Genomic DNA, 888 nt, shown 5'->3' on the forward strand with positions numbered 1-888 from the left:
GCAAAACTGATCACCCGTACATTCCCTGATAACACCGGACGAACGGGCCGACGGGCGCAGGCCGCAGGTGATGTGCCGCTCTGGCTTCTTCAGACGGATGTACTGAAAGACCGGGTGAATAACGCGTTATGGCGTGACTCGCCAGGTCCCGGCTATGTGCATTTCCCTGACTGGCTGGGGAGCTGGTTTTACGACGAACTGACGTATGAAGAGCGGAGCAGTGACGGGAAATGGAGTAAGCCGGGTCGCGGTGCCAACGAAGCTTTTGACCTGATGGTGTATGCCGAGGCTCTGGTCATTCTGCATGGATACGAAAAGATCCGCTGGCCGGATGCACCGGAGTGGGCGAGCCGGGAAACCTGGCTGGAGTGTGTCCAGGACAGTACCGAACCGTCATCCTCACCGGAACCGGTATCCACGCCTGTTAAAAAACAAAAACGGAAGAAAACAGTAACTGACGATGTTAACCCCTGGCTGACTTCCGGAGGATGGTTATGAACCAGAATGATATCGAAGCCATGATTCAGTGTTATATGGAAGCTGAAATGGCGGTGCTGGACGGAAAATCCGTCACCTTTAATGGTCAGCAGATGACCATGGAAAACTTATCTGAGATCCGGCAGGGACGGCAGGAGTGGGAGCGCCGCCTTGCGGCTCTGATTACACGACGACGGGGGCATCCTGGGTACCGGCTGGCGAGGTTCTGATGGCAATTCTTGATGATGTGATTGGCGTTTTTTCACCAGGATGGAAAGCGGCAAGGCTGCGTTCCCGTGCGGTGATCCAGGCTTATGAGGCCGTAAAAACGACACGGACACACAAAGCCCGGCGGGAAAACCGAACTGCCGACCAGTTAAGCCAGTACGGGGCCGTGTCGTTACGTGAGCA

Annotated in this window: 2 protein-coding genes and 1 pseudogene; all 3 read left to right on the forward strand. The window is 55.5% G+C overall.

Annotation, left to right across the window (positions count from 1 at the left end):
- A partial coding sequence (locus tag K0335_RS22095) for a terminase gpA endonuclease subunit (RefSeq protein WP_219394156.1) occupies nt 1-498 on the forward strand: 498 nt, incomplete at its 5' end.
- A complete protein-coding gene (locus tag K0335_RS22100; RefSeq protein WP_032193109.1) occupies nt 495-707 on the forward strand; it encodes a hypothetical protein in 213 nt (70 codons plus the stop codon). The genes K0335_RS22095 and K0335_RS22100, both read left to right, overlap by 4 nt.
- Nucleotides 707-888: pseudogene (locus tag K0335_RS22105) on the forward strand (phage portal protein); the annotation flags it as partial. The gene K0335_RS22100 and the pseudogene K0335_RS22105, both read left to right, overlap by 1 nt.

Origin of the sequence: Escherichia sp. GZ89 (assembly GCF_019366485.1) — a bacterium.
Taxonomy (GTDB): Bacteria; Pseudomonadota; Gammaproteobacteria; order Enterobacterales; family Enterobacteriaceae; genus Escherichia; species Escherichia fergusonii.

What these genes read in the sequence shown, in the direction of transcription:
- K0335_RS22100 (WP_032193109.1), top strand. Translation starts at nt 495, where the DNA reads ATGAACCAGAATGATATCGAAGCCATGATTCAGTGTTATATGGAAGCT.